The organism is Oscillospiraceae bacterium, assembly GCA_035353335.1.
Taxonomy (GTDB): Bacteria; Bacillota; Clostridia; order Oscillospirales; family JAKOTC01; genus DAOPZJ01.
On record DAOPZJ010000094.1, the window covers coordinates 1 to 5,324 of the forward strand.

At 51.9% G+C, this 5,324-nt stretch carries 5 protein-coding genes; 3 read left to right on the top strand and 2 right to left on the bottom strand.

What is annotated here, in order from left to right; genetic code table 11:
- Together PKH29_12355 and PKH29_12360 are read left to right on the top strand one after the other, a co-directional pair.
- Positions 1 to 195 (top strand): hypothetical protein (locus PKH29_12355; GenBank protein HNX15630.1); only part of this gene is annotated, 195 nt, incomplete at its 5' end.
- A 14-nt stretch (positions 196 to 209) separates the two neighbouring features.
- The gene (locus PKH29_12360) at positions 210 to 1,046 is read left to right on the top strand and encodes an alpha/beta hydrolase (protein HNX15631.1); all 837 of its coding nucleotides are present in this window, start codon (positions 210 to 212) and stop codon (positions 1,044 to 1,046) included.
- Between the two features lie 115 nt (positions 1,047 to 1,161).
- Here PKH29_12360 and PKH29_12365 read toward each other — a convergent pair whose 3' ends face one another.
- Positions 1,162 to 2,532, bottom strand: coding sequence for a hypothetical protein (locus tag PKH29_12365; protein HNX15632.1), 1,371 nt, complete (start codon positions 2,530 to 2,532; stop codon positions 1,162 to 1,164).
- A 247-nt stretch (positions 2,533 to 2,779) separates the two neighbouring features.
- Between PKH29_12365 and PKH29_12370 the strand changes: the two genes are divergently transcribed.
- Positions 2,780 to 3,412 (top strand): NUDIX hydrolase, encoded by a 633-nt coding sequence (locus PKH29_12370; protein ID HNX15633.1) that lies wholly within the window; start codon positions 2,780 to 2,782, stop codon positions 3,410 to 3,412.
- A 35-nt stretch (positions 3,413 to 3,447) separates the two neighbouring features.
- On the opposite strand, the gene PKH29_12375 is transcribed toward PKH29_12370, so the two are convergent.
- Complete coding sequence (locus tag PKH29_12375; GenBank protein HNX15634.1) at positions 3,448 to 5,103, bottom strand: SulP family inorganic anion transporter; 1,656 nt, start codon at positions 5,101 to 5,103, stop codon at positions 3,448 to 3,450.
- Between the last annotated feature and the right edge of the window lie 221 nt (positions 5,104 to 5,324).

Below are 5,324 nucleotides of genomic sequence, written 5' to 3' on the forward strand. Positions count from 1 at the left end.
CCCGAGGAAGCCACCCGCATTTCCAATCTGTTAAACGGCGCCGTCAATTCCAAGCCGCCGGAATACGGACGCTGCTCGATGCAAACCCAGTATATCCCCGAACAAAACAAACTCCGCATTTCATTATGGGGCGGCATCGAATTCACCGAAGCCGTCATCGCCTCGATTGCGCAGCTATCCCGCAAACCCGGGTAAAAGGAGTGGTCATCATGTCAACCGTCAAAGTATTTAAGTCTGAGGAGTGCAAGCATGCCATCCGAACCCGTTATAATCAAATTCTGTCTGCGTTCCCGTTCGGGCAAAGGTATATTGATACGCCGTTTGCAAAGACCTTTCTGCTCGAATCCGGCAGCCCCGAAAACCCGCCGCTAATTCTTTTACACGGTTCGTGCAGCAACAGCGCGTTTTGGTTTTCCGAGATCATTGCGCTTTCGGCGAAATATCACGTCTTTGCCGCCGATATCCCGGGCGAGGCCGGAAACAGTGAAGAAAATCGCCTTACCCTTCAATCGGACGAATACGCCGACTGGCTGAAAGCGGTCTTTGACGCGCTCTTGATCAAAAGCGCGGTCGTGATGGGCAATTCGCTCGGCAGCTGGATGGCGCTCAAATTCGCAGTCAAATACCCGGAATGCGTTTCAAAGCTGATCCTTATCGCCCCGTCGGGACTGTCAGCGCAAAATGCCGCCATCCTCGAAAAGGCAAAGCAGGCCGCTGAGAAAAACGAGGCCCTCACAATGGATTCCTCGATCTCGCAGGGCATCAAACTGCCGAAAGAGGTTTTGGAATTCATTAATTTGATTGTCTCGGGTTATTTCCCGATCGCCGAGGAACTTCCCGCCTTTTCGGACGAACAGCTCAAGCGGCTCACCATGCCGGTTTTGTTCCTCGCCGGGAAACTCGACGTCATGGTCAACGCGCCCGAAGCCGCAAAACGGCTAGGCAAACTGCTTCCCCACGCCGAAATTCACCTGCTCGAAAATACGGGCCATATGGTGATCAACTCTTTGGAATACGTGATCCCGTTTCTTGCGAAAGCATCATAAACAGCCGGTGGATCGCCAATACCGAAAAGGGGCGCTGTGCGCCCCTTTGCTGTTGCGTAATGTCGTTTCCCCCGTCTTAGTTTTTCGCTCATCCGGAGAGGGGTACGATACAGGATTATTTTTGCCGCCTTTTTATGCTCAAAAGGATGATGACCACGACCAACAGAATAATTACGGCTGCTCCGATGATAAGCAGCGCATTCTGCCGCACCGTTTCGGCAATCGTCGCTGTCACCGAACGCTCTTCCTGTGACAAAACGCCGGACGTCACGCTGTCGGAGGTTATCGCATCAACGGGTTCGCCCGGATTTTCGGAAACGGCGGAAACCGTCTGTTCGGACGATTTCGCTTTGGAACTCACTGCGGATTTTGTCGCGGAAGCCGCTGAAGCTGTGCTTGCGGCGGATGACGGAGCTTTGGAACTCGCGGCGCCCGAACTTCCCGATAAAGAAGATCCGCTGCCCGAAGATGCCGGACTGCTTGAAGCAAGCGCTGTCTTCGCGGTGACAAAGACCTTTTGGCTGCCCAAATTCGAATCGGCCTCAAAAACGGCGACAACGGCATAATAATAGAGCGTATTCGGCATCAGATTGGCGTCGTGATACGAGACCTCGTGCCCCGTTCCCGCAATCAGCTGATAATTCACACCGTCGGTGCAGCGATAAACCGCATAATAACTCTCTTTCGCGGAATTATCCTTCCAGGTCAAATCCGCGGTCGTCGAGGTGATTGCGGTATTCAGGCCGGTCGGCGCTTTCAGGCGAAAAGGCACCGGGTATTCACCCGTGACCGAAGTTGTCTCGTCGATGTCGTTAAAAGCAAACAAACGGTAGATATAATACCTGCCCTCGAGATCGGGGGAGATTTCGCTGTCGGCAAAGGTCTCGGAGTTCGCGTTCAGCGTCTTGATCAGTTTGAATGACGTGCTACCGGCCGAGTCGCGCCTATAGATTTTAAACCCGTTCTCATTGTCGGACTTGTCATTCCAGGTGATTGTGACTTTGGTCGGCTCGGTCTCCGAATCTTTTGCTGCGGTCAGATCGGTCGGCGGTTTGGGGGCCGAATCGGTGACTGCGGAGGAGATAACTTCACTTTTGCTCTCTCCGGCCGAATTTGCCGAGGCCACATAGTAAAAATAGGTTTTCCCCAAATCCACGTCCAGATCCGTATACGTGGTTGTATTTGCCGCGACGGTGCCGATTGCCGTATAGATCTTCAAAGAAGCGCCGGACGTCATTCGGTAAATCTTGAACGAGGTCTCGTTCCCGGAATTGTCTTTCCAGTCGAGTTTCACCTGCCAGTTCATCGCAAGGTTGATCCCCGCGGCTGCGGTCAGCTCCGCAGGCGCTTTGGGAAAAACGATTAACGGGGTGGATATTGCAGGAGTGAGTTTCGAAACCGCCGGAATCGTGAAATTCAAAACGGCAGCGACAACGAGCAGCAGTACAGCCGCCGATAACCATTTGATCCTTGTTCTTGTTTTCATAGAGACGCTCCTCTCAAAAACAAACCGTCAACCAATCAATTGTGTGGGACATATCGCCTGTATTATATTGAATTTTTGATCAATTGTAAAGTATATAAACCTAAAAAACCTCAAAAGCAAAATTAAAACTAATTTCTGACCCAAAAAATCAGAACTTACGCATCAATATTTGCATTTAATCCGTTGCCGCCTTCTTTTGGAAATGATATAATGACGAATAGGTGTTTTTGCCGGAAAGCAGGTTTTTATGGAAAATAAAGCAGACTGCAGGTATGAGCCCTGGTTCGCTTGGGCGGTGGAGCTTCAGGCGCTCGCTCAAAACGGGCTTGCCTACACCGAGAATAAATTCGACAAGGAGCGTTTCGAGCGCATACGGGAGATCGCCGCCGAAATGGTCGCCTGTAAAGCCGATATGCCGAAAGAGACCGTCGAAGGGCTTTTCTGCGGCGAAAAGGGTTACCAGACCCCGAAACTGGACACCCGCGCCGCGATTTTTAAAGAGAACAAAATCCTGCTCGTCAAAGAAGACGGCAGGTGGTCCTTGCCGGGCGGATGGGTCGATGTGACCGAATCCGTTTTTTCAAACACCGTCAAAGAGGCAAAAGAAGAGGCCGGTGTCGACGTCCGGCCGATTCGTGTGATCGCGTTACAAGATCGCAACAAGCATAATATCCCGCGTTATATCTACAGCATCTGCAAGGTTTTTGTGTTGTGTGAGCTGCTCGGCGGTAAATTCGAAAGCAATACCGAGACCGATGCCAGCGGCTTTTTCACCCTTGATTCCCTGCCCGAGTTATTCACAGAGAAAAACACTTATGACCAGATCAAAATGTGTTTTGAAGCCACGGCAAGCGAACACTGGGAAACAAGGTTCGATTGAAATAAAAAGCCCTCTTCAGAGGGCTTCTTTTTATATCAGACCGTAGTTTTTTCCGCGTTTTCAATACTGCACATCTGGGTGATCACCCTGTCGACGCTGAAATAGAAGCGGCCGCTCCCGACTTTATCGTAAAACCCGAGGCCCTTCATCTGATTCAACACCGTATCATGAACTCCGCAGAATACCAGATCAATGCCTTTTGAGACACATTCGTCATAATAATCCGACAGCGCGCCGGTCGCGCTGATGTCAATCGAGGGCACGCCTCTCATCGATAAAATCACGGTTTTGTAACCCTCGATCTGCCCGAGTTCGCGAATCAGCTTTTGGGCGTTCATAAAGAATAACGGCCCGGTCACATAGACCACGACGGCGTCTTTGCAGGAGTCCTCGACGTCCTGCGTATTGGTATGAAGCTTGCTGTTTTCGATTTTTGAAACGCTGACCTGCAGATTGGACTGTTTGGCCACAAATACCGCGAGCGCCGCGACGATTCCGAGCACGATCGCACCCGTCAGGTCGAACACCACCGTGGCGACCATCGTGATCAGATATTTGATGATGGGTCCGCGCAGCTTTTTGCCGAAGTATTGTTTGATGTTTTCCCATTCGTTCATGCGGAACGAGGTCACCATCAAAACACCCGCGAGCGCCGAGAGCGGCAGGTTTTTAAACACCGGTGAAAGGAAGAACACGCAGAGCAGCAGCACCGCCGAGTGGAACATCCCGGTCAGACGCGTCTGCCCGCCGGATTTGATCGCGACGCTGGTTCTCGCGATCGCCGCCGTCGCGGGCACGCCGCCGAAAAACGGCAGCACCAGATTGCCGACGCCCTGCGAGATCAGTTCGCGGTCGGGGTCGTAGTTCTCTTTTTTCATTCTGGATGCGCTCGACGCGCAGAGCAAACTCTCGATCATCGCCAGCGCTGCGATCGAAACCGCGGGCGAGATCAGAGATTTCAGCGAATCGAAATTCAGCTGCGAAAACGAAAAACGGTTTTCAAGCAAAAGCCCTCTCGGAATTTCGCCGACCGTCGGGATATCGAGTTTTAAAAGCGTGACCGCGACCGTTGCCAAAATGATGCCGACGAGCGACCCGGGCACCCGTGCGTTCCATTTTTTCGGCCAAACAATCATGAGGATAATCACGCCGAGGCCTACAAGCATGCCCGGCACATTGATGTGAAAGCCGAGCGTAAAGTAAGAGGCGATTTTTTCGGTAATGACTTCGCCGGAAGATTTAGTCCCGAACAAATTATCGATCTGCCCGAGCGCGATCACGAGCGAAATGCCCGAGGTAAAACCGGTGATGACCGGAAGCGGGATGTAGTTGACCAGCCGTCCGAGTTTGAAAATGCCGCACAGAAGCAAAATCACACCCGCCATCAGACAGGTGACGAACATCCCCTGCATCGTGTATTTCGCGACGATGGTGACCAAAATAGCCGTCATCGCGCCGGTCGGACCTGAGATCTGATACGACGCACCCGATAAAAGCGCCATGATAAAACCGCCGATGATGGCGGTCACAAGCCCCGCCGCGGCGTCCGCCCCGCTCGAGACCCCGAACGCAAGCGCGAGCGGCAGCGCGACCGCCGCAACCGTGACGCCCGCCATCAAATCCTTTAATAATCTGCCGCCGTTATAACCGGCAAATTCCTGTTTTAAATCGCCGAAATACTTCCCGAACATGGCTACCCCTCTGTCAGTCAAATTCAATTTACTCGTCAAAACAAAAATATACCGCGTTCTTCGCGCAGTAAAAAGAGTATATCATATTTCTTCATGAATTGCCAGTTTTGATATCAATGATATATGATTTTGGAATGACATACGGTTTTATTGCATGAGGAGCATCACGCAAGCCGCCACGGTACCGGAAATCGCCGCAAGCATTGTCAGCAGCCAATGTA

What these genes read in the sequence shown, in the direction of transcription:
- PKH29_12365 (HNX15632.1), bottom strand. Translation starts at nt 2,532, where the DNA reads ATGAAAACAAGAACAAGGATCAAATGGTTATCGGCGGCTGTACTGCTG.
- PKH29_12375 (HNX15634.1), bottom strand. Translation starts at nt 5,103, where the DNA reads ATGTTCGGGAAGTATTTCGGCGATTTAAAACAGGAATTTGCCGGTTAT.
- PKH29_12370 (HNX15633.1), top strand. Translation starts at nt 2,780, where the DNA reads ATGGAAAATAAAGCAGACTGCAGGTATGAGCCCTGGTTCGCTTGGGCG.
- PKH29_12360 (HNX15631.1), top strand. Translation starts at nt 210, where the DNA reads ATGTCAACCGTCAAAGTATTTAAGTCTGAGGAGTGCAAGCATGCCATC.